This is a genomic window from Halobacillus litoralis (genome assembly GCF_009856445.1).
GTDB lineage: Bacteria > Bacillota > Bacilli > Bacillales > Halobacillaceae > Halobacillus > Halobacillus litoralis.
Genome location: NZ_WMFA01000001.1, coordinates 328,621 through 351,790, shown reverse-complemented (window position 1 = coordinate 351,790; position 23,170 = coordinate 328,621). Strand labels below are relative to the sequence as shown.

Genomic DNA, 23,170 nt, shown 5'->3' with positions numbered 1-23,170 from the left:
ATGACTATAGATCAGAAATTGGGAAAGGCATATACTTTAATCACTGATCATTCTATGAGCAGCGTGGTAAGTGGAGCCTATGCCACGGTCGAAGGATATAGCGTGGCGGATGGCACTGGTTACGAATGACTTTGCCCGTCTGACCGCGTCTTCGACAGAATACCCATTGGCAAGTTCTGCAGCGATGGCGGCAGAATACGTACAACCCGCCCCGCTCGTATGAATCGTATCTATTCTCTCGGTTTCAAGTTCTGTGATACTTGATCCGTCATAAAGCATGTCGACCGCCGGGTATCCTTTTAAACTGCCTCCTTTCACAAGCACATATTCCGCTCCAAGGGAATACAGGTCCCTGGCCACTACTTTCATATCTTCAGGAGTTTCAGGAACCTCACAACGAAGCATCCTGGCTGCTTCATGTAAATTTGGGGTTACGACTTTTGCCAGTGGGACAAGTTCTTTTGTCAGGGTTTCAATCGCCTCATCTTTTAATAACTGTGAACCCATTTTTCCAACCATGACAGGGTCGACCACTACATTCGTGACTTCAGATGCTTTAATAAGACCGGCCACTTTTTTTATAATATCCTCAGTGAACAGCATGCCCGTTTTAAGAGCATCAACTCCTACATGTTCAAATGATGCATAGATTTGGGCTTCTATGGCATCGAGTGGCTGTGTAAAAATCCCTCGTTCTGTTTGGTTATTATTCGCTACAATGGCAGTAACAGCACTCATGCCATAAACATTGAACTCTTGGAACGTTTTAAGATCTGCTTGAATTCCTGCACTCCCTTGTGCAGCAGAACCAGCAATTGTTAATACTTTTGATATGCTCATCCTAGTCGTCTCCTCTCTGTCATCTATAGAAATTGTATCAGTAATAGAGGATGGCTTCTAATCACAAAACCCTGCGATCTTGTAAAATTTAAGTAAGGAGGCCGATTTATGCAACCATTCACTGAACGCATTCTTCAAATCATCCATAGTATTCCAAAAGGTCGCGTCATGTCATACGGTCAAATTGCAGCTTGTGCTGGGAACCCCCGGGCGGCAAGACAAGTAGCCAGGGCGCTTCACAGTATGAGTGAAAAACATGACCTCCCCTGGCATCGTGTAGTCAATGCAAAAGGCCAAATTGCTGTGAAGGACCCTTCCAGGCAACGAGAACTTTTAGAAAACGAGGGTGTTATTGTGATTCATGATAAAATATCAATGAAAGATTACCAACACGATGACCCCCTCTGTTTTGAAGAATAGAGATTAGAAATGGAACATTAAATCTATGAAACTAACGAAGGATGTTACTCATGTTTGAAGTGAAACCCTACCCGGAACTATCCTGGTCTTTGTCCAGACATAAAACAATGTTAACCTGCTCAAGGAAATATGCATACGACTATTATGTATCCCATAATGGATGGCTCCGTTCAGCTGATACGTTAGCCAAACAAGCGTACCGATTGAAAAAAATGACCAACCTTGAAATGCATTTCGGAAGCGTAGTCCACGATTTAATTTATCAAACCATCCAACGCGTATTAAAAAACGAGTCGGTTATGACTGAACAAGAGTTCACGGATGAAGTACGCCATCATTTAAACCGAGGGTTCATCGAATCAACGAAGAAAGAACATTTATGGATGAACCGCCCGAAGCACTATACGATGCTTCACGAAATTTATTACAGTCAGACAGACACTCTCCCGGAAGCAAAAGTACGCAAAATAACGGACCGCCTCCAAAAAACGGTCGGCAATTTTTATTCCAGTAAAACTTTCAATGATGTACGTAACAAAGAACAGATGAAGTTTATGGAATCTGAGACCTTCCGCTTCCTAAAGACGGACGAAGCGAAAGTTTTTATTGTGATGGACCTCGTCTATAAAGACCTCGACAATGATCAATGGATTATTGTCGACTGGAAAACAGGAAAATCATCCGAAGAGGACAGAAACCAACTTGCCCTATACGCCCTTTATCTACAGCATAAGCACGGTATAGAGTCTCTTGATGATATCATCATTCGAAACGAATATCTGGTTGATGGCACGCATGTCGAACATCAGTTAACCGATCAGGACCTAATCAACGTCCAACACCTCTACCAGATCAGTATGGAACAGATGAAACTTTATTTAGAAGATACGGAAAAAAACAAACCCCTTCCTGTAGAGCAATTCCCGATGCAGGATGACCCAAGGGTCTGTGCGCGCTGTAACTACCAGGAGCTTTGTTTCCCTCCTTCCTAGCAGGTCCGTATGTTTATTACGTACGAAAACCGGCTAAATATGTACTGTAATCTTATTTCCCAGAAGGAGTCGTGATTATAGATGAAAGTACTCGTAGCAGGAGCTAACGGAAATACAGGACGACTACTTATCAAAAATTTAAAAGCCGATGGTCATGAGCCGTACGGCATGGTTCGTAAAGAAGAACAAAAAGCGAACGTTGAGAAATTAGGCGGCACCCCGGTACTTGCTGATCTAACCAAAGATGTCGGTTATGCGGTCAAAGGTATGGACGCAGTCATGTTCGCTGCCGGATCAGGCTCCAGCACAGGTGCTGAGCAAACAGAAGCCGTTGATCGTGATGGAGCCATCAACCTTGCTAAAGCTACTGAAAACCTTGGCATAAAGAAATTCATTATGTTGAGCGGCATGGGTGCTGGTGATCCAGAACGAGGACCTGAAGAATTAAAGCATTACCTTGAAATGAAAGGTGAAGCGGATGATTATCTGAAGACGACCGAGCTTGATTATACGATTGTACGTCCTGGTGGTTTAACGGACGACGAAGGGACAAGCAAAATCCAGGTCGGTGAAACGGTTGAAAGAGGCACAATTCCTCGCGAAGACGTGGCTAAGGCAATGATCGCTGCTCTTCAAGAACCAAACGCTTATCATAAAACATTCGAAATGATATCAGGGGATACTCAAATCGAAGAAGCCCTGAAGACATTATCTTGAACCATCAGCTCAACCACTTCGTGTGGTTGAGCTTTTTACATACACCCCCTTTCTATTCCTATAAAAACCTTAAAAGGGAATCATATACATTGAACAAACCGATATTTTGATATAATGTAAGTAATTGGCGCTTTAAAGGAGTAGTGAATATGAAAGGTTCCTTAATTAAACAACACCGCAAATTTAAGAGTATGACCTTAGAAGAACTTGCATCAGGAATTTGCTCTGTTTCTTATTTGAGTAAAATTGAACATGATACCATTAACGCCAGTGACGAAATATACCGTCTGCTAGGAGAACGGTTGAATATCAAGTTGACGGATATTAACCAGGAATTCGATGAATCTATTCACCAGCAACTGTTGGAATGGCATGAGGTCATTCAACGCCGGGACCTTCAATTAATGGAGGAATACTTCCGGAAATGTACAGATGCATTAAAATCCAATCAAAATACAGAACTCAACCATTTATATACCATCGTTAAAGCTCGCCACACCATGAAGTTGAATGAAGGACCTCTCTCCGATGAAGACTTCAAGGAAATCGATGATTTATATCCATATACGAAGGATGAATATAAATTTTTCTACCATAAAACGGTCGGAATCCATTTTCTATTGAAAAACCACCAACTAAAAAATGCCCTTCATCATTTCCACAAAACAGAAGAGCTATTAAAAAAACTTCCCTTCACCGACAGTGAAACCTACTTTCACTTAGCCCTTACTTATTCGCAGTCAAGAGCAGCGGTCGAGTCCAATTATTATGCTCAAACGGCTTTAGAGGGATATATTAAAGATTTTGATTACGAACGAATTGTGGATACGTATATGATTATTGCGCTAAATTACAGAGCTTTAGAAATCTATCCCATTGCTGAAGAATATTTCAAGAAACTAAAAAAGATTTCAAAGTATCACTTGAAATCCATGGATGAAAGAAGAATTTATCATAATCTCGGCTATATCTATGCAAACCAAGAAAAATATGAAGCCGCTCTCGAATTCTCCGAGAAAGCTCATAGCATGACCCTTGAAATCAAAGACCATTATTTTTACGTCAACACGATTTACTCTCTTGCCTCAACCCACTACTACGCAGGGAATACAGACAAAGCCTGGGAGTTTATCGAAAAAGGAGAAAAAAGCGCAGAAGAATACGAGATTCAATTCTTTAAATATAAATTTTTCGTACTCAGGAATACCGTTCTAGATAAGACATTGGAGGATTCTTTCATAGATACATTAGAAAATGAAATCATCCCCTATTTCAGAGAGCATAATGAATACGGAAGTTACAAAAATTATTGCGAAATGTTAGGCAACCTGTATTATGAAAAGCGTATGTACAAAAAAGCAGCCATCTACTTTAAAGAGGTAAACAACTATCGCAAAACCCAAAAAAAGGATTTATTATAAAGGAAGGTCGGAGGAATAATGCCTCCGACCTTTTTACATTCGTACGATATTTTTTTCCCAATTTTTAAATTCAAGTTCATCAAATTTTGCGCTCATCTTTTGATCATCAATATAAAATAGAGCCTCTTCTAACGAACAATCTACATCTGCTTCACAATGGATGGCAGCAAGCCTTCTGGATAGATACAGCATATCCAGGCTGTCCTCAATTTTCGTGCGCTGCCCCTTCGTCAGTTCTTCCATATTTTCAAGAATTCCCTCGATGGAGCCGTATTTAAGGAGCAGCTTAAGAGCGGTTTTCTCTCCGATTCCTTTCACACCAGGGTAGTTATCACTAGAATCTCCCATGAGGGCTTTCAAATCAATCATCTGTTGTGGCGTAATCCCTTTTTCTTCTGTAAAGGTCTCCTCCTGGTACTCCGCATAATTGCCATATCCTTTCTTTAATAAAACGACATGCACGTTCGGCTGTAACAGTTGAAGAAGATCCTGGTCCCCTGTTAGAAGGAAGACTTGGGAATGCTCACTGTACGCCCGACTCAGCGTCCCCATGCAATCATCCGCTTCATACCCCACTTGCCCAACGTTCGGAATATCTAGGGCCTCCACCACTTCTTTAGCTAAATCAAATTGAGGGATCAATTCTTCCGGAGGAGCACCCCGGTTGGCTTTATAGTCTGGAAAAAGATCATTACGGAACGTCTTACTCCCCATATCCCAACAGCAAATCACGTGCGTGGGCTGGTAGGTTTCTATAGCCGTAAACATGTGTTTCATCATGCCATAGACCCCATTAGTGGGAATACCTTTACTATTGATCATATAATAATTGCTCATCGCTGTGGCGTAAAACGCACGGAAAAGCAGCGCCATGCCATCAACGAGCATCACTCGATTAGTTGTTGTCATTAGTTAATAACTCCTTTTGCCTATGAATAGTTACATTATAACAATCTTTGTCCTTTGTTCGTACTAGAAATTTTCACATATTTATCTGTAAATTGACAATATTCTGTACAAGTGATAATTTAAAAAGTAAGCGCGCCTACTTACATATTCTTTTTTGTAAGCGGTTGCAAAAGAAAATTACTAGGAGGATGTTTTTATGGTATATGCTTTTCCTAATACGGAAGGATCTAACGTTCAGTTCAAGGAACGCTATAACAACTTCATTGGCGGAGAATGGACAGCACCAGTCAAAGGCCAATATTTCGATAATGTAACTCCCGTAACGGGGCAGACTTTTTGTCAGGTTGCACGCTCGACGGAGGAAGATATTGAGCTTGCCCTTGATGCCGCCCATAAAGCGAAAGACGCCTGGGGCAAAACATCCGTGGCGGAACGTTCTTTGGTCCTTAACCGCATTGCAGACCGCATGGAGGAGAACCTCGAGAATCTTGCCATTGCGGAAACGTGGGAAAACGGGAAAGCTGTCCGTGAAACTCTGAATGCTGACCTTCCGCTTGCTGTTGATCACTTCCGCTATTTCGCTTCAGTTATCCGTTCTCAAGAGGGATCGATTGGGGAAATTGATAACGATACAATTGCTTACCACTTTAACGAGCCCCTGGGAGTGGTCGGTCAAATCATTCCATGGAACTTCCCGCTGTTGATGGCAACGTGGAAGATAGCTCCTGCGCTCGCAGCTGGGAATGCGATTGTTCTGAAGCCCGCAGAACAGACACCTGCATCCATCATGTACTTGCTGGAATTAATCGAAGACTTGCTTCCTGCAGGGGTGTTGAATGTCGTGAACGGTTTTGGATTAGAAGCTGGGAAGCCGTTAGCACAAAGTCCTCGTATCAGTAAAATCGCTTTTACTGGAGAAACGACTACTGGACGGATGATCATGCAATATGCGTCTCAAAATATCATCCCTGTTACGCTCGAGCTTGGTGGGAAATCACCGAACATTATATTTGAGGATGTCATGCGTGAAGATGATGATTTCTTAGATAAGACCATTGAAGGAATGGTTATGTTTGCTCTAAACCAGGGTGAAGTATGTACATGCCCTTCTCGCGCCCTCATCCAGGAATCAATCTATGACGAGTTCATGGAACGTGCGATTAAACGCATCAAAGAAATCAAGACGGGTAATCCACTTGATCCTGAAGTGATGATGGGTGCTCAAGCTTCCTCCGAACAATTGGAGAAAATCTTGTCTTACCTTGAAGTCGGTAAAGAAGAAGGAGCTGAGTGCCTTACTGGAGGAGCGCGTAATCAAATGGAAGGCGACTTCAAAGATGGGTATTACGTGCAGCCGACGGTATTCAAAGGTGATAACAGCATGAGGATTTTCCAGGAAGAAATCTTTGGTCCTGTGCTATCTGTAACAACGTTCAAAGATAAAGAAGAAGCGATGGAGATCGCTAATGATACCCTTTATGGATTAGGCGCCGGTGTGTGGACACGTGATATGAATACAGCCTACCGCTTCGGGCGCGGAATCGAAGCCGGACGCGTTTGGACCAATTGTTATCACACCTACCCTGCTCATGCAGCCTTCGGCGGATACAAAATGTCCGGGGTTGGCCGCGAGAACCATAAGATGATGCTGAGCCATTATCAACAAACGAAAAATATGCTCGTCAGCTACAGCCCGCAGAAACTTGGATTCTTTTAATAGGAGAAGCTAAAAACTCCTTGATTTCGGCCATATGAAAGGAGCTGAAAAGATGGTTGAACGTGTAGAAGCGACGGACGCTGCTCTTGATCTCATTGAAATGCTGAAGGAAAAGCACGGTCCTCTTCTTTTCCACCAATCAGGCGGGTGCTGTGATGGGAGCTCTCCGATGTGTTACGAGGAGGGTGACCTTATGATCGGCAGTCAAGATGTGCTACTTGGAAAAATCGGCGAAACCCCTTTTTACATCAATAAAAAGCAATATGATTATTGGAAACATACACAGCTGATTATTGATGTCGTTGACGGCCGCGGAGGAATGTTTTCACTTGAAGGAGTCGAAGGAAAAAGATTTCTCACCCGCTCCCGCGCATTTACCAAGGAGGAGTACGAAGAATTAAAAGCAAGTATTGATTCCTAACTAAAAAACGTCCAGGCCTGTGCCTGGGCGTTTTCTTTTTTTTGCATGACCCTTAGCGAGGAGTTGGTTCATATCTGCCTATTTTAACTAAGAACAATATACCCCGTGACTGACATCCTGTCTTGTTTGTCGAGCTCCTCCACCTTCCCCTTACTATCAAATAAGCTTTGGTGATTGATATGGGTCCTGTGAATATTTATAGATCCCCACTTTTTCCGTCATGGCACAACCGCATTTCTCGAACACTTTCAACATTGGTTTGTTATGGATACTTGTGGCTCCAATACTATAGGTTGCTTTAAAATAATTTTTCAGTAAGTACAATCCCTCTTCATACAAAGCCGTGCTTTTATTTTTACCTCTTTCTTCCGGAACCAAACCAAAGTAAAAAATTCTCCCTTCGTTTTTCGTCCCCGGTTCAATGTGCGGCATGATCACTCCTATAGGGGTCCCATTTTCATAAACAGTCAAGCATGAATCCACATAGCCTGGACCTAATTCTTTTTTGACGCTTTTCATTTGTTCGTCCATGTTCAGGGACTGGGGAGCGTTCAAGGATCCTTCCATTGACCGGCGCCACGTCTCCTTAAAAACACCCTCCTCGCCCTGCTTTAGCGAAATGAGTTCAAAGGGTTGTGCTTCTCTTTTCCCCCTATCCTCCCCGAACAAGCGACAACGTACAAAATAAACATCGTCGTGATGCTTGAAACCGAGGTCTTTTATGTATTCGGTCGTCTCTTCTTTAAAGGTAGAAGGAACAAGGATTGTCCGATTTTTCACTCCAGCAAACTTAGAATCTTTTAAAAAAATGAGAGACAATGACTGAAGCTCTTCATCTGTAAGATGGCGGGTGTCTTCAATAGTCACGAAATTTTCTCCCTCCACGAATTTCACCTTTTCATAAAGCCTTTCCATCATACTTCCACCTCCTTTGTTCTATCGTACCTTACATCCACAAACATATCATTTCCCAATAAAGGATGAGACCCGTTATGATACAAGAAAGGAGAGTGATAAAAATGAACAAAGAAATTCAATTAGTCAAACGTCCAGAAGCCGCTCCTACACATGAGCATATTAAAATGGCAGAAACCGAGCGCCCTGTTCCATCTCAGGGGGAAGTACTCGTCAAATTGCTTTATGTTTCCGTGGATCCTTACATGAGAGGCAGAATGAGCGCCGCTAAATCGTATATCGCTCCCTTCCAATTGAACGAACCTATGGAAGGCGGAATCGTTGGGGAAGTTGTGGAATCGAAAGCAGATGCTTTACAAGAAGGTGACATTGTCACAGGCATGCTGCCGTGGAAAGAGTATGCAGCAGCTCCCGCAGACACGCTCAGAAAAGTTGATCCAAGTCTTGGCCCCGTCACTACATCTTTAGGAATCCTCGGCATGCCAGGATTGACAGCATATTTCGGCCTGATGGATATTGGACAGCCTAAAGAAGGCGAAACATTAGTCGTTTCCGGAGCTGCCGGTGCCGTCGGCTCCGCTGTTGTCCAAATCGGTAAGATCTCAGGCTGTCATGTGGTCGGCATTGCCGGTTCAGATGAAAAATTATCGTATTTGAAAAATGAACTTGGTGTTGACGAAGTCATCAACTACAAAACTGAAAATGTTCCTGCCCGCCTAGAAGAAACTTGTCCAAATGGCGTAGACGTCTACTTTGATAATGTCGGAGGTGACATTTCAGACGCGGTCTATCCATTGCTGAACAAATTCGCGCGCATCGCTCAGTGCGGAGCCATTGCATCCTACAACGTTCCAAACGATCAAGGACCAAGGATGCAGATGCATTTAATTAAATCCAGCGCACTTATTAAAGGATTCACAGTAGGGGATTATCAGGATCGATTCCAGGAAGGATTCTCCCACTTAGCTCAATGGCTTCAGGAAGGCCGTTTGAAATATGAGGAAACAATCACCGAAGGTTTTGAAAACATCCCGGATGCATTCTTTGGGTTATTTGAAGGAGCGAACCTTGGCAAACAGCTTGTCAAAGTTGCTGAACCTTCCCAAAAATAATCACAGGTAAAAAATCATACTAAAAAAGGACGGGAAATAAGAATTCCCCGTCCTTTTTTATTTCTATGATGTTACTCTTCACCATGATGAATGTAAATGCCGATCTCTTCTAAAGCCTGATGCAATCCAGCCTTCGTATGGACTTGAGTGAAATCTACACCCATGTCTACCAGGGATTTGGCTGTTTCCGGCCTCAATCCTGTGAGGGTCGCGTGAACACCAACCAGCTCAAGGGCATGAACAACCTGATAAATGTAATGAGCGATGACCGTGTCAATTACTGGGACACCAGATACATCAATAAAAATATAATCCAATTCATATTCAGAACTCTTATTTAAGGAGGTTTCCATGATTTGTTGAGCCCGATTGGTATCCACTTCTCCAATCAATGGAAGTACAGCCACTCCTTTTGTAATCGGTACAACAGGGACAGACAGTTCAGCCATCCGCAGTTCTTTTCTTTCCCACTCCCTGCGAATGTTTCTGGAGTACGTCTGACTAAAGTGTTTCGTAATTTCATCTAATACTTCATTAATGGTTTTACAGATATGCACAACCGTAGAAGAAGCGAATTCATCGTTGGACAATTCATCAGAAAATATCCCCCAGATAGCTCGACGAACAAAGTTCATCGTTCGAAGAGATTGATCCAGCTCGACTTCCGCCTCTACTTTCTGTTCCCCTTCACGATTGGCCCACATTTCAATGTGCTCCATCGAAGAAACACCGTCACCGGTAATCACTTCACCAATATAGGAGAATAGCTCCTCCCAATTCGCTGTCCGAATGGTAGCCTCTCCGAATTCCTCTGTTTTCAACTCACGTACTGTATTAGCTAATTGATTCGAGTTTTTCGAGATTTTTTCACCGATATATGTAATTTCTTCTCTCATCCTGGATACCCCTCAAGTCAAATTATTATCCAATAATAATGTAACACAGAACACTAGATAAAACGAACATCCTCCGGTATGATAAAGGAAGTTTACGCATAGGAGGTCACTATGAATAAAGTATCGTTGGTCCTATTTCTGATTTTATGTTTATTGTTTCTTTCTCATGGTATTTATCAAGGCGTCGCGAACGACCAGTGGACATCCCTGCCCTTCGCCATCATCGTCATCGCTCTTGGTTCCTACAGCATGCTAAGAAAAAAACGGAAATAACCCTTCCCCAGGAAAGCTTTCTTTAGTTGACGACTCGGCTTCGAGATGTCCGTTAGGTATGTTGGGGCTGCGGGGGATGACTCGCTTTCCGCGGGAGCGCGGTGACCCTCCTCAGACTGCGTCCTGTGGGGTCTCACCATGCACTTTTTTCCCGCAGGAGTCTCGCCATCCCCCTCCACCCCTTTAGCAGATAAGTATCTCGAAACCACTTCCAGGAAAGTGAAGCAACATGGATTCTCCAACCGCATTTTGAATGATAAAGACTGTTATAGTCCGCTTTATCACTATAGATTCAGGATTTGTGAAAGACACTCATACTGGGCAAAGGGGTTCGTTTCTCACCTTTATCGTATGGGGTGGTTGGGAAGCTGCGAGACTCCCGTGGGAGATAGGAGATAGGTGAGATCCCGCAGGACGTAAGTCCGAGGAAGCTCACCACTCCCCCACAGGAAAGCGAGTAGCTTCCCGGCCACCCCTGACGCTCATCCCAAGTAACGAACCCCGGAAACATCTCGAAACTGAGTCTTCAAGAAACCCTGCCATATAACGTAATAAAGACCCTCGCTGAGGAGGGTCTTTTATGCGTATCTGGGAAGGTCGTAGCGGCCGAACCATTGGTGTCTGTGATCAGAAAACCAGCGGTATAACGGAGATCCTACCCTGTCAACGCCCGGGAAGGAGAGAAGAATGCCGATAACAGTAAATAAAGGCAGAGAAAGCAGCAGTTTACGAATGGTTTCAAACCCTTCTTTTACCTCTCCTTCTTTTGTCAGCATATGAATTTCATCCAGCGTATTGCGTCCCTCCAGGTAAGGGTATTTGCCTGTCCCCTCTGTTTCCTGAACAGCCACCCATTTAATTTGATGAAGCCAGTCAAATGTTCGGAACGTTTTCTTCACATAAAAACAAAACGGACACTGGGCATCATAAAAAACGATATGTTTCTTCATAAACAAGACACTCCTTCACATCATTGAACGTTCTCCTGTAATTCAACTCTTACCCAGCCTCTTACGGCGTTAATCATCCATACTTCATCGAACTTGTGGATATCCTCTTTATAGAGAACCTTTTCTTTCAGTTTTCCACACCTTAATAAATCTTTCCTATACGTCCCAGCCAATAATCCACAATGAACGGGCGGGGTATAGTAGTGCCCGTCAATGTTTACGACGAGATTGGCTATTGTGAACTCCGTCAATTCACCTCTTCGATTCCAGAGCAGCGTCGATTCCGCTTCGGGGGATTGATGACGCTGATAAACATCCCGATGAGTGGTTTTATGAAAGAGAAAAGGATCCTCTTCGTTCACAGGATCTTCAGATAAGATGCCGCTTACACAAGAGGCGGGTGTCGATAAATCATACACTTCAATATCAGCTTTCCCTTCTTCGTCAACGAGCATGCGAGTTTTATAGAGACCTTCGGGATAAGCATTGGTTACTTGAGAGCATGTTTTTTCTAAATCACTTCTTTTGATGGGAAAAGCGAAATAAGAAGCCGATGCCATGATTCGATCCAGGTGATCGTCTATTAAATCAATCGATCCATTTTCAAGTTTCATCGTCTCTAAAAGTTGAAATTTTGGTCGATCCTCTGTCAGGAGTCGCGCCTTGGTCTTCAACTCCTCATATTCCCCTTCCGAAGTTGAATCCCATGTAATACCTCCGCCTGTGCCATAAACGGCTTTTTCCTGCTTTTGATCCACCATGACTGTACGAATAGGAACATTGAAAATGGCCTCTTTATCCGGAGTCATATAACCGATGGCCCCGCAATACACTTCACGTGGAGAGTCTTCTAATCGTTGAATGTATTCCATGGTTCTCACTTTAGGAGCTCCTGTAATTGAACCACACGGAAACAAGGATTGAAACAATTGATACATGGTGTAATTTTCAGGCAACCGGCCTTCCACAGTCGAAGTCATCTGGTGAACCGTTGGATAGGTTTCCACTTCGAATAGGTGGGGGACATGGACACTCCCGGGTACGGCGATTCTACCTAAATCATTTCTCAACAAATCAACAATCATAAGGTTCTCTGAGCGTTCCTTTTCTGATGTCTGAAGATGCCGGCGCTTGGACTCATCCTCTATGCCATCTCGCCCTCTTGCTGCCGTACCTTTCATTGGCTTTGTTTTCAATTGCTGGTTATCGACCCTGAAAAACAATTCCGGGGAAGCAGATAAAATCCGCCGTTCTCCCATATTCAAGTAGGCACTATAGGAAGACTGCTGATTCCTGACAAGCCTTCTGTAGAAAGTGTAATCATCACCAGAGAAAGAGGCTGCCATTCTGGTCGTAAAATTCACCTGATACGTATCGCCCCTTTCAATCCCGGCTTTGACTTCTTCTATTCCTTTCTGATAAGAAGCATAATCTCCACGCAAATCCCAGTCCGACACCTGAAAAGGATCAGAGTCTGAAAACTTCCCCGCTGTTTGATAACCATCGAACACTCCGAACCAAACTAGCGGCCATTCGGGACGAGAGTGAACGCGAAAGGCTTGATCAAAAGCAGGGGCTGCCTCGTAGGATACATAACCTGCTACATAGAGCCCCTCCTCAAGCCTCTTTTCCACTCGATCGAAGATTGTTTTCACCTCGTTCAAATCATCGGTCATGAGAATCTCCAGCGGCTGCTGAAATATTTTAGGGGACGGTTCCCCTTGCGCATTTGCGAATTCAAACTGTAAAAATGGTGAGGTTGTCATACGCCTACCCCCTCCTTTCTACTTGCCCTGTAGCGAACTGCCCGGTCATAAAAGTTACGAAGCAGATCATACCCGTGCTCTGTCAAAATGGATTCCGGATGGAATTGGATCCCTTCCATCATCTTATACCGGTGGCGGACACCCATCAGAACGCCATCTTCAGAGAGAGCGGTGACTTCAAGATCTTCCGGCAATGAAGCTAAATCTACCTGTAGAGAGTGATAACGGGTGACTCGGAAAGATCCAGGGAGCTTGTGAAACATGGTCCGGCCATCATTCGTAATCGTCGTTACTTTCCCGTGCATCGGCTGCCTTCCGTTGACGACCCTTCCACCAAAATATTCAACCATCAACTGATGGCCTAGGCATATACCTAATAGTGGAATATCTCCACCAAAGTGGTGCAGGACATCCTTGCATATCCCTGATTCTTCCGGCCTCCCGGGTCCTGGAGAAATCACGATAAGGCTCGGTTCGAGGGAACGAATCTCTTCCATTTGCCACTCATCGTTTCTTTTCACGATCACTTCCGGATCCATCTGTTTAAAATATTGAGCTAGATTATATGTGAATGAATCATAGTTATCAATGATTAAAATCATAGTTGCGGACACCTTTCATCCTTAAATATATGTCTATTATACTACCGCTTGCTGCGTTTTCCATAGAAGATAAGAATGGAAACTCAACACTTTGTAGTGCTTCAAAGGAAAAAAGCATCGAAAATATCAGTCTCATATATTAGAATATATAGAAAGATCTCGTCGTTAGGGTGACTGCCATGAAATCAGAATTGCTGAAGTCGAAGAGTATATGGATTAAAATCGTTCTCATATTGATTGGCATGACTATGCCGCTCTGGCTGAGTGTGGAGAGGTCCGGCCTGGCAGCTGTCATCGAGAGGCTTCAAGCTGCTCCCTCAGGTGCCACATTAATGATGGCTGCGTTCGGACTGGTCATGTTAAATACAGTTCGCGCCCTCCCTCATTACATTGGTGCTCTGCTGCTCGGAGATGAGCTCGGGGTAAAGTTGAACCGGCCCTGGTTGAAGGTTGCTGTCCCACTGATCATCATCCCATTGGTTTACGCCTTGATTAATGGGTACAACTCCATCAACTACCATTTCGGAGGTCCTGCGATTTTTCTTTTATTATCGATCGCTGTCCTTCACTTTTTAGGAAATGGGCAATTACGCCCTGTATTCAAAGCTTTCATTCTCGCCCAATTGCTATTCGGGTTCCAATGGCTGGATACGGTCCTTTTCCTAAGCGCTTTCGGGTTTGGTGGCGGACAAATTTCCATGGAAGTGAAAAGTATGGCTGCGGAGCTGGGTTTCGGGAGTACGTTAAGCTTTTACAGCCTCGTCTTTTTTGCGGTATTTATCGTAAATGCCACATTCCTCGCGGTGTACTTAACTGTTGCTGAACAAAAAGCAAAAATGAGACAGGACTTGGACATTGCCCGGCTCGACATGGTGGAATCACGTTCTGGAAGAGAGGCCTTACACCTCGTTCACGACTTGAAAACTCCATTATCCCTGATGGAGGGGCTGAACAGCCTCATCCAAATGAAAACGAAGGACGACGAAATCCTTCAGTACACCAATAAAATTTCCTCGTCCATTCAAGCAACCAGCGATATGGTATCTGAAATCTTGTATCACGAGAAGAAAAATTGGTGTACCTTAAAAACATTCATCGAATATGTACGCGCGAATAAATTATCAGATTCAGCCACCATTTATGCATTTGATTTAAGCGCTGATGAAAATATTGAAATTTATATTAATAAAATCAGAATGACACGAGCGCTGGTCAATTTGATTGATAATGCCAGCGATGCTGTTGAAGGAAAAAAAGACGCCAAAGTGACCATCGCTACCAAAGTAGAACAATCAGGCATTCTTATTGGTGTGAAAGACAATGGCCATGGCATCAGCCAATCCAATATCAATAAAATTTGGAATGCAGGATACAGTACGAAGTCCCATCCTGGTGTAGGACTGACATTCGTCAAAAACGTCGTCAATGAACACGGCGCGGAGCTATCCATTGAAAGCGAGCAAGGAGTCGGAACGACATTTTGGATCCATTTACCGAAGGAGAGAGTGCGAGATGAAAATACTGATCATGGATAATGATGAATCTTTACGTTACATGCTGACAGAGTTTTGTAAACATGCCGGGTGGGAATCAGACACGGCAGTGAACGGTCGCGAAGGGACCGATATGTTTCTAAAAGGAACGTATGATGTCATCCTTGTCGATTATCATATGCCGGAGATGGATGGACTCCAGACCGTCAGGGAAATCCGCAAACACAATACGGTCGTCCCCATTCTCGTGCTCACGGTAGATGAACGGCAGGAAGTGGCTGATCGCTTCCTGGAAGAAGGCGCCACCGACTTTGCCTTGAAACCAGTGAAGGCTCCTGATCTCATTTCCAGAATCAAGCTTCATGCACAGATTGCCAACATGAAAAACAAGCAGGAAGATGATGATGATGTGTTCACCGCTAAAGGAATCAGCAAAGGTACATTAGGTTCCATCTCCAGCTACTTGCAGGAAAATCGTGACGCCTATCCCGTAGACGTTATCTCAAAAGACATCGGCCTTGCCTACCCGACCGTGTACCGATACCTCATGCATTTACTAGAAGAAGGCAAAGTCAAACAAGTGGTGAGTCACCAGAAAATCGGACGACCGAAAAAGCTTTACAAATGGTATGCCCATTAAGTGTCTCTCGTGTTCACGAAGGGTATACCTTAAAGGAGATGCATAAAGAAGGAGTGGTACGATGAGATCGGGAAACCCCGTTTTAAAAGACGATACATTTCAGCGTTCTGCAGCAACTGGAAAGACGATGACTCTGGGTGGGACAACAGCAAAAATATCCCTCCTCTTTTTATTTTTACTAGGAACTGCGGCATACACATGGTACCAGTACTCATTGGGAGTCGATGTGACCCTCATGATGATCATTGGGGCTATTGGAGGTCTTATTTTCGCTTTGATCACCACCTTTTTCCCTAAAGCTGCACCCGTCACTGCCCCTATATACGCAGCACTGGAAGGCTTTTTCATCGGTGGTATTTCGGCCTTCGTCGAGGGAGCTTATTCCGGGATTGTCATTCAGGCTGTCAGCCTGACGCTAGCAGTGATGGGAGCTTTGTTGATTCTCTATGCAACAAGAGTCATTAAAGTCACAAGGAACTTCCGACTGATGGTTGTTTCAGCTACGTTAGGCATCTTCCTTGTGTATCTGGTAAATTTCATCTTGAACTTTTTCGGCATGACTGTTCCCTATCTCCATTCCAGTGGGCCTGTAGGGATCGGAATCAGCCTTTTCATCGTGGCCATTGCCGCCCTGAACCTCGTTCTTGATTTTGATTTCATTGAGAAAGGCGTCAACCGAGGTGCGCCCAAGCACATGGAATGGTACGGAGCATTCGGCTTGATTGTAACTCTTGTCTGGTTATACATTGAAATTCTCCGCCTTCTCCAAAAACTCAGACGCTAAACGAACTAAAAAGAGAGGGATTTCCTTTGTCAGGAAATCCCTCTCTTTTCTTTCTATTCAAGTTTCCTTATTACTAGAATAATTGTCCCTTGATGAGCACCTAATGAAAACCGTGCTGGTTCAGGAAATCGATGATACCCTCGACAAGTCCATCCGCAAGAGGCAGGTCAGGGTTCGTATAAGTCGCTAAGTTCTCATCCCTATTCTCAGGAGCTTCCTTGAGCACATGATTCATCCCTTCCACAAGCATCAGTTCCGCCTCCGGCTCTGCCTCTTTCAAAAGCTGTGCTTCTGACTCCGGCACCTGTATGTCATGCGTTCCATTTACAATTAATGTCGGGACATCAAGCTCACTTAACTGCTCGGAAGGGTCGTAAGCCATCCATGAAAGAAGAAAGGATTGAACATCCGGAGCAAACACACCTTGGAGAGACTGGCTGACGTCAGGAACCGTCTTACCTTCCCGCATCTGTCCAAGAATCGTTTGACTTTCTTCAAACAAATCTGCCGGTAAACTGTCACCGAGCTGCTTTTCTAAAACATAATCAATGGTTTGGCCGGCACCTGCTAAGGAAATGAATGCTTCTGTCGTTTCAGCACCTGCAGCCATCATTCCGACAAGGGACCCTTGACTGTGGCCAATCACTGCTATATCCGTAAAACGGTCATCATCCTCTAATGTTTCCAGCCATTGCTTGGCATCATCAATAAAGATTTCAAATCGCATCTCACTTTGATCCGTGACAGCATTTATATTTTTGCCTGCGCCTCGTTTATCGTATCTTAGGGAAGCAATCCCTTTGTCTGCTAAAGACTCTGCCAAAAGCTTGAGACTGTTGTTGTTTCCCGCACCTCCCTGAGAGTTCCCATTTCGATCGGTAGGTCCTGAGCCTGGGATAATTAATGCGACGGGATAGGGACCTTTTTTCTTAGGGAGCAACAACTCACCATATAATTGGCCTGTCGATGTTTCAATAGATAAGAAATCTCCCTCGTCATCCCCCTTATCCTCTTTCACGCCTTTTCTCAGTGAAAATGGGAACGTTTGTCCATTCTGTGTAAAAGTACCGCTCAATTGCTCTCCTTCCAGTTTTCCATCAAATTGAACAGACTGCCCAGGAAGAGGCATCTGAAAAGAGACACTTTCTTCATTGGCAACGATCTCGGTTAACGAAAAATCCGTAACATTTTGAGCAGGAATGGCGATTGTCCCTGTCCATTCTTCTCCAGACTGAAAATCGACCAGAATGTTCAAAGGTTGATTGGGGATTTGAATTTCACCCTCCCAGTGACCTTCCAACTCTTTATATTCTTTTCCTTCGGTTTCCTCATTCTTCTCGTTACAACCTGTAATAATAAAAAGTACGATTGCCAGCAAAAATAGCTTTTTCATCGTCACCCTCCCTCATATCTACCATTTTACAAGAGATGAAGGAAATTTATAACAAGATGTTAGGAAACCATTTCATTTGCGTTAGATCATCGCAGCTCACAAAAACACTCCGTCAAAAAAAGACGGAGTGCTTACATTTATGCTTGAGCTTGCGTTGACTTCTTACTATTGAGGAAGAATGTTGTGATAAACATAAGAGCAAGGAATACAATAACGATACTGAAACCACCGGCCATTCCGAAAACTTCAGAAGCTAGTCCGACGATGTAACCAGCAATACCGCCACCAATTCCTGCCGCGATATAAATGAGTCCAAGGGCTGAACCACCTGTTTTAGACAGCTGGGTACCAAAGGCGGTGGCAGTAGGGAACAATGTGGAGAAGAACAACCCTGCCCCTGCGAACAGGTAAGGGAAATTCTCAGCGACTAAGAAGCTGGCCCCTACCATTAACAAAGCCCCGGCAGAAAATGTAATTAAGATGATGCGCTCATTGATCCAATTGGTCAAATAGGCCACACCTAGACGTCCTGCCATGAAGAAGATGGAGAAGACAGAGAGGATGGTGGCCACCATGTCCTCTTTATTAGCCGTTGACATTCCGCCAAGATCCAGCGACTTCAAGTACGTCGGGAAGAAATTCATGAACGAGACTTCTGCCGATACTTGGAAGACGAGAAAGATCATGAGAAAAACAAACTGAGCGTCTTTCAGCATAGGAATGAATGCTTTTAAATCCATTTTTTCTGCTTTCCCTGATGGAAAAGCTACGCTGGTAATATAGATGATTACAGCTAGTAAACTGACGGCAATCCCTATATAAAAATAACGCCAGGAGGCAAATTGGAACATGTAGTTTAGAAATTGTGGAAATAGCACCATTCCTAACCCATACACTCCCATCGCAAGGTTGAACATCTGATTTTGTTTTTTCGGATAAGCGGCGGGAACGATCGCGTTGGAAGCGACACCGAGCGCTCCTAATCCGAACCCTACGATCATATAGAAACCTAAGAAGAACATGATATTAGGCGCAAGTCCCGTACCCAGAAATCCAAGACCCATAATGATGGAACCGATGATGGTCATCGTCCGCAAGCCTTTCTTATCGGTGTAGTAACCGATAACGGCACTGGCAAGCGTAAAGCCAAGTTGGAAAATGAGAACTACAAGACCGAATTGGCTCATATCCAACCCCAGGTCCTTCTCTACTTGATCCAGTACAATCCCCTTTGTATTGGTTACACCACCCGAAATGAATTGGGTAAACATAAGAATAATTAATGCATGTATACTTTTTCCCTTTGTCATGTGGGGTACCTCCTGAAAATGATTTGAAACGGAACATTTTCAGGAAATTCCCCGCTGAATCCAGGTTAAAACTGTATTTTTTCATGTAAACGTTTTTTTATGAAAATTTTTTTCTTCCTGTTGTTTAACCTAAAGAAACTGGCAGATCACCCCCATTTGAGGTCAGTCCAGGGTGCCGATCATGCCGAATTCTTCAACCTTTCTGTGGTCGTAGCTCCCATCTGTAATTTTCCTTACGTCTATTAGCATTGTTTTCATTGGAACATGAGTGCCTTTCATACCTGTAAAGGCTTCGGCTACAAAAAATGGTTGAGTTAAATAGGACTCCAATTTCTCTCCCCGCTTGAACAGCAGCGTGTCCGCCTCTGACAAGGGGTCCATCCCACTCGCCCGGACGATAGACTTCAGCTCACGATAACGGCGCAACAGCTTTTGTGCTCTTTGTTGGGTTAAAAGATGCTCCTGATCCAGGTTTGCCCCCTCTAAAACGGAAGATGTGGAATAGATCGGATGGATAGCCGGATACATATGTCGTGCAGATAAATCCATATCAAACTGCCATAAAGTCTCAAGAGGTCCATATGGCAAATCTTCGTCCACAGCTTCTCCTTTCAAATCGACGAGAAATGTAGTGACAGAAGCCTCCCCTACCCATTTTTCCTGCAGCTGATAGATACTTCCATTCTGCACATGAGAACGATCCGATACAAAAATGACTTCTTGCGTTTTCGATGCTTCAACAACAGCCTTTTCTGCTTCGTCTATGGTGAGGTGTATGGAATCTACATCACCTGTAATGTCCGAAACCTCCGGATGATCTCCTTCCGGCTGAAGCATGACGATGAAGTATCCTTCTTTTTTCAAACGATAAAAGATTTCCGCTAAAACGACCAGCTGTCCCATCCCTGGTCTTGCTACCAGGCCGGCTGTTCCACCTTTAGCCAATGGAGCAAACAAGTCGATCGTCTTAATTCCTGTTTCAATCATTTCGAATTTCTCCCCTCTGATAATCAGTTCATCTACACTGCATTCTGCCAAGCTCGCCAAAGCGACTAACGTTCGTACTTCCGTTCTTCCGAGCGCAATCTTACCAGTACAAAGATTCGAAACTGTTGCAGGTCGTAAACCGACCGATCTTGCTGCTTTCGTTAAGTTCGGCACACGCCTTCTTAAAAGTGCGACATTCAAGTGAATAGATTCCATCATCACCCTCCTTATTACCTTATATAGTAATCTTAATTACTTTCAAAAGCAATAATTTTTACTTTAAAAAGAAATTTAAATTACGTTTAAATTTAAAACCTTCACCCTCCATATTATGGTAGGCTAGTAGAATAAGCTTAGGGGGGAAGGCAATGGAAAGGATTACTTTTCGTAATATACAAGGATTGAAGATAAGAGGCGTCCTTCAGAAAGGGACAAATGACAAACTGATCATCATGTGCCACGGATTTCGTTCCAATCGCTCATCGCACGGTCGATTCGATCGATTTGCAGATTGCTTCCAAAACCTCGGGTACAATGTGATGCGATTCGATTTCGGGGGGTGTGGGGAAAGTGAAAACCGACCATTAAGCCTTGAAGATGAAGTGAACGACCTTATAGCTGCCATGGATCATGCTGTTTCCAAAGGGTTTACTCAGATTGCCCTTTACGGACACAGTTTAGGAGCACGCGTCTGCCTCGAAAGCTATCAACCCAATTACATTAAGACCATGATCCTTACAGGAGCAGGGACCGGCCCTGTTACATACGATTGGACAGAAGAATTCACTTCCGCTCAATTAAAGGAACTAAAAGAAACCGGTTATCTGAAACAACCCGTACAAGACCCTTACCGTAAAGAGATTGTGATATCAAAACAAATGTTAGTAGACTTTGAACAACTAGATCAGGAGAAGTTGCTGTCCTCCATCCAATGCCCTGTCTTGATTGTCCATGGTGATCAAGGAGAAGAAGAGATATTACTGCCTTTAACTGAAAAAGGAATGAAATGGCTCTCGCCTTCCTCACAATTGACTGTCATTAAGGGCGCACCCCACAGCTTTGAGGGATACCTGAACCACGTAGAAAAAACAGCCATAGATTGGCTCCACAAACACTTCTAAGTAACGTTCCTGATTGTGGAAGACTCCCACAATGTTCCATAAGGGACTTAGATAAACAACCCGTTGTCCCTTTGCGGGGACTACGGGTTCTCTTTAGACGATCTCGTTATATTTGTGCCACCATGGTCGTGCTTCTTCGAGCTGGGCGGCTAACTTTAACAGTGTACGTTCATCCCCAAACCTCCCAGTGAAGTGAGAACCAATTGGGATATTCTCTTCATTCCAGTAAAGAGGAACACTCATGGCAGGCTGGCCAGTTACGTTCGCCACTGGGGAAAGGTGAGCATATTGGGCAGATACAGCCAATATCTCATCAATTGTTTTTTCTTCTCCGTTATAGCATCCTAAAGGTAAAGCAGACTTAGAATTAACCGGGTGCAACAGCACATCATACTGATCAAAGAACGAGTGAAATTTCACACTCTCCGTCGCCAAAAACATGCGTGCCTGCTCGTATTCCATTGCGGTGTAGCCTTCCGCTTTTTTTATCAATGTCGAAAGCATTTTCTCCAAATGCTGATCATCAGGATTGACCCCATTCATTTTTGCTGCCCCTTTAACAGCTAAAGCGCCACCGACGACCCATACTGTAACAAACGCATCCATGAAACGATGGAGATCAAAATCGGGATAGGCGACTTCTACCTCATGCCCGAGCGATTCACAGAGATCCGCCGTATGACGAATGGCTTGTTGAACATCTTGCTGGATAGGCATCATTTCTCCAAAGTCTGCCATATACGCAATTTTCAATGACCCGAGATCTTCGTGAGAAATCCGATCATAAGGCTTCCCTTTGGCCGGGGTTGCAAAGAGATCTCCTTTTTGTGGTCCTTCCAGCAGGTCAAGGAGTGCAGCGCTGTCTCTTACTGATTTTGTTACCCCGTGACTGACGGCAAGGCTGTTCAGATGCATAGAAAAAGGCGTCCTCCCCCTCGTCGGTTTCAACCCGAACAAACCACAGTTGGAAGCAGGGATGCGGATCGATCCCCCTCCGTCACTGGCATGTGCAAAAGGGACCATACCGGATGCAACAGCTGCAGCTGCTCCTCCACTTGAACCTCCAGGTGAATATTTATTGTTCCATGGATTTTTCGTGAATCCCAAGTGAACAGACTCCGTAGCAGGCGTGAAGCCGAATTCAGGTGTATTACTTTTCCCAATAAAGGTAAGACCGCCCCTTCTGAAGCGTTTCACTATTTCATCATCCCCATTGGCTTCAAAACCTTTCATTATTTTTGACCCGTAGGATAACGGCTGCCCTTGGACAGCATTTAAATCTTTGATAAGAAAAGGAAGGCCCCGAAAATATCCGCCTTTATTAACAGGTTCATCTATGTAGTGCACCACAGCATTCAATTCAGGGTTCTTACGTTCCATGACTGATTTATAGTGATGAATCACATCTGATATGTTCAATTCTTTACTTTCTATTTTCTCTTTTAATGCGATGGCATCGAACTGATGAAGCTCTTGGATTTCCATGACTGT

23 protein-coding genes are annotated in these 23,170 nt (G+C 44.0%); 12 read left to right on the top strand and 11 right to left on the bottom strand.

The features are described 5' to 3' along the window. Positions 1–36: 36 nt before the first annotated feature. Positions 37–840, bottom strand: a complete 804-nt coding sequence (thiD, locus tag GLW00_RS01630) for a bifunctional hydroxymethylpyrimidine kinase/phosphomethylpyrimidine kinase (RefSeq protein WP_160910736.1) — start codon at positions 838–840, stop codon at positions 37–39. 108 nt (positions 841–948) lie between these two features. Here thiD and GLW00_RS01625 point away from each other — a divergent pair, with 108 nt between their 5' ends. The 4 genes from GLW00_RS01625 to GLW00_RS01610 all read left to right on the top strand — a co-directional run bounded on the left by GLW00_RS01625 (position 949) and on the right by GLW00_RS01610 (position 4,390). Then, the gene (locus GLW00_RS01625) at positions 949–1,260 is read left to right on the top strand and encodes an MGMT family protein (protein ID WP_160910735.1); all 312 of its coding nucleotides are present in this window, start codon (positions 949–951) and stop codon (positions 1,258–1,260) included. A gap of 50 nt (positions 1,261–1,310) precedes the next feature. Further along, a complete protein-coding gene (locus tag GLW00_RS01620; RefSeq protein WP_160910734.1) occupies positions 1,311–2,252 on the top strand; it encodes a PD-(D/E)XK nuclease family protein in 942 nt (313 codons plus the stop codon). Positions 2,253–2,333: 81 nt separating this feature from the next. Next, a complete protein-coding gene (locus GLW00_RS01615; RefSeq protein ID WP_160910733.1) occupies positions 2,334–2,969 on the top strand; it encodes an SDR family oxidoreductase in 636 nt (211 codons plus the stop codon). 149 nt (positions 2,970–3,118) lie between these two features. Then, complete coding sequence (locus GLW00_RS01610) at positions 3,119–4,390, top strand: tetratricopeptide repeat protein (protein ID WP_160910732.1); 1,272 nt, start codon at positions 3,119–3,121, stop codon at positions 4,388–4,390. A 33-nt stretch (positions 4,391–4,423) separates the two neighbouring features. On the opposite strand, the gene GLW00_RS01605 is transcribed toward GLW00_RS01610, so the two are convergent. Beyond that, a complete protein-coding gene (locus tag GLW00_RS01605; RefSeq protein WP_160910731.1) occupies positions 4,424–5,299 on the bottom strand; it encodes a 5'-3' exonuclease in 876 nt (291 codons plus the stop codon). Positions 5,300–5,495: 196 nt separating this feature from the next. On the opposite strand from GLW00_RS01605, the gene adh reads away from it, so the two are divergent. Beyond that, positions 5,496–7,016 (top strand): aldehyde dehydrogenase, encoded by a 1,521-nt coding sequence (gene adh / locus GLW00_RS01600; protein WP_160910730.1) that lies wholly within the window; start codon positions 5,496–5,498, stop codon positions 7,014–7,016. 52 nt (positions 7,017–7,068) lie between these two features. After that, the gene (locus GLW00_RS01595; RefSeq protein ID WP_160910729.1) at positions 7,069–7,437 is read left to right on the top strand and encodes a DUF779 domain-containing protein; all 369 of its coding nucleotides are present in this window, start codon (positions 7,069–7,071) and stop codon (positions 7,435–7,437) included. 156 nt (positions 7,438–7,593) lie between these two features. Here GLW00_RS01595 and GLW00_RS01590 read toward each other — a convergent pair whose 3' ends face one another. Continuing rightward, positions 7,594–8,355 carry a GNAT family N-acetyltransferase gene (locus GLW00_RS01590; protein ID WP_160910728.1) on the bottom strand — a complete coding sequence of 254 codons (762 nt, stop codon included), beginning with the start codon at positions 8,353–8,355 and terminating at the stop codon, positions 7,594–7,596. A 101-nt stretch (positions 8,356–8,456) separates the two neighbouring features. Between GLW00_RS01590 and GLW00_RS01585 the strand changes: the two genes are divergently transcribed. Further along, entirely contained in the window at positions 8,457–9,464 is a 1,008-nt protein-coding gene (locus GLW00_RS01585) for an NADP-dependent oxidoreductase (protein ID WP_160910727.1), read from the top strand. Positions 9,465–9,535: 71 nt separating this feature from the next. Here GLW00_RS01585 and GLW00_RS01580 read toward each other — a convergent pair whose 3' ends face one another. Continuing rightward, complete coding sequence (locus GLW00_RS01580; protein WP_160910726.1) at positions 9,536–10,360, bottom strand: STAS domain-containing protein; 825 nt, start codon at positions 10,358–10,360, stop codon at positions 9,536–9,538. Between the two features lie 111 nt (positions 10,361–10,471). On the opposite strand from GLW00_RS01580, the gene GLW00_RS01575 reads away from it, so the two are divergent. Next, complete coding sequence (locus tag GLW00_RS01575; RefSeq protein WP_160910725.1) at positions 10,472–10,633, top strand: hypothetical protein; 162 nt, start codon at positions 10,472–10,474, stop codon at positions 10,631–10,633. A 578-nt stretch (positions 10,634–11,211) separates the two neighbouring features. On the opposite strand, the gene GLW00_RS01570 is transcribed toward GLW00_RS01575, so the two are convergent. Genes GLW00_RS01570 through GLW00_RS01560 form a run of 3 tightly spaced genes read right to left on the bottom strand, consistent with a single transcriptional unit; the run spans position 11,212 to position 13,951 of the window. Then, entirely contained in the window at positions 11,212–11,583 is a 372-nt protein-coding gene (locus GLW00_RS01570; RefSeq protein ID WP_160910724.1) for a thiol-disulfide oxidoreductase DCC family protein, read from the bottom strand. A gap of 20 nt (positions 11,584–11,603) precedes the next feature. Further along, entirely contained in the window at positions 11,604–13,349 is a 1,746-nt protein-coding gene (gene pabB / locus GLW00_RS01565; protein ID WP_160910723.1) for an aminodeoxychorismate synthase component I, read from the bottom strand. Then, complete coding sequence (locus GLW00_RS01560; protein WP_160910722.1) at positions 13,346–13,951, bottom strand: anthranilate synthase component II; 606 nt, start codon at positions 13,949–13,951, stop codon at positions 13,346–13,348. The genes pabB and GLW00_RS01560 overlap by 4 nt, the downstream gene beginning before the upstream one ends. Before the next feature lie 179 nt (positions 13,952–14,130). Here GLW00_RS01560 and GLW00_RS01555 point away from each other — a divergent pair, with 179 nt between their 5' ends. The 3 genes from GLW00_RS01555 to GLW00_RS01545 all read left to right on the top strand — a co-directional run bounded on the left by GLW00_RS01555 (position 14,131) and on the right by GLW00_RS01545 (position 16,868). Beyond that, complete coding sequence (locus GLW00_RS01555) at positions 14,131–15,486, top strand: sensor histidine kinase (RefSeq protein WP_160910721.1); 1,356 nt, start codon at positions 14,131–14,133, stop codon at positions 15,484–15,486. Continuing rightward, the gene (locus GLW00_RS01550; RefSeq protein ID WP_160910720.1) at positions 15,464–16,084 is read left to right on the top strand and encodes a response regulator; all 621 of its coding nucleotides are present in this window, start codon (positions 15,464–15,466) and stop codon (positions 16,082–16,084) included. The genes GLW00_RS01555 and GLW00_RS01550 overlap by 23 nt, the downstream gene beginning before the upstream one ends. A 61-nt stretch (positions 16,085–16,145) precedes the next feature. Beyond that, a complete protein-coding gene (locus GLW00_RS01545) occupies positions 16,146–16,868 on the top strand; it encodes a Bax inhibitor-1/YccA family protein (protein WP_160910719.1) in 723 nt (240 codons plus the stop codon). Between the two features lie 100 nt (positions 16,869–16,968). Here GLW00_RS01545 and GLW00_RS01540 read toward each other — a convergent pair whose 3' ends face one another. The 3 genes from GLW00_RS01540 to GLW00_RS01530 form a co-directional block, all read right to left on the bottom strand. Next, positions 16,969–18,261, bottom strand: a complete 1,293-nt coding sequence (locus GLW00_RS01540; RefSeq protein WP_160910718.1) for an alpha/beta hydrolase family protein — start codon at positions 18,259–18,261, stop codon at positions 16,969–16,971. Between the two features lie 137 nt (positions 18,262–18,398). Then, a complete protein-coding gene (locus tag GLW00_RS01535; protein WP_160910717.1) occupies positions 18,399–19,571 on the bottom strand; it encodes an MFS transporter in 1,173 nt (390 codons plus the stop codon). A 162-nt stretch (positions 19,572–19,733) separates the two neighbouring features. Next, the gene (locus GLW00_RS01530; RefSeq protein ID WP_160910716.1) at positions 19,734–20,774 is read right to left on the bottom strand and encodes an ATP synthase beta subunit C-terminal domain-containing protein; all 1,041 of its coding nucleotides are present in this window, start codon (positions 20,772–20,774) and stop codon (positions 19,734–19,736) included. Between the two features lie 152 nt (positions 20,775–20,926). On the opposite strand from GLW00_RS01530, the gene GLW00_RS01525 reads away from it, so the two are divergent. After that, positions 20,927–21,679, top strand: a complete 753-nt coding sequence (locus GLW00_RS01525; protein WP_160910715.1) for an alpha/beta hydrolase family protein — start codon at positions 20,927–20,929, stop codon at positions 21,677–21,679. A gap of 93 nt (positions 21,680–21,772) precedes the next feature. On the opposite strand, the gene GLW00_RS01520 is transcribed toward GLW00_RS01525, so the two are convergent. Further along, complete coding sequence (locus tag GLW00_RS01520; protein WP_160910714.1) at positions 21,773–23,164, bottom strand: amidase; 1,392 nt, start codon at positions 23,162–23,164, stop codon at positions 21,773–21,775. Between the last annotated feature and the right edge of the window lie 6 nt (positions 23,165–23,170).